We start from the raw sequence: 275 nt of genomic DNA, 5'->3' as shown, positions 1-275 counted from the left end.
CGGTGGCCCACAGCGAGGCGCAGAGGGCCAGCGCGACGATCAGCGTGCCGAGGCCGACCACCAGCCGTTCGGAGTAGCGGTCGAGCAGCTCGCCGGCCACCAGCAGGCCGACGATCGGCACCAGCTGCGCCGCCGACACCAGCAGGCCGATCTGTAGCGACGAGAGTTGCAGGTCGTTCTGGACGAACACGGCGATCGCGCCGATGCCCTGGACGAAGAAGCAGGCGCAGGCCTGGGCGAAGGTGGCGATCAGCAGGATGACCCAGCGGTAGCGC

The 275-nt window shown here is 69.8% G+C and carries 1 protein-coding gene; it reads right to left on the bottom strand.

Annotated features, from left to right (window positions below; genetic code table 11):
* Positions 1 to 275 (bottom strand): MFS transporter (locus ACLJNW_RS24875; RefSeq protein WP_410961314.1); only part of this gene is annotated, 275 nt, incomplete at both ends.

Source organism: Salmonella sp. SAL4457 (genome assembly GCF_046548235.1).
Classification (GTDB): Bacteria; Pseudomonadota; Gammaproteobacteria; order Enterobacterales; family Enterobacteriaceae; genus Salmonella; species Salmonella enterica.
Note: the sequence above shows the minus strand (reverse complement) of the source record. Positions and strands in the feature narration are given on the sequence as shown.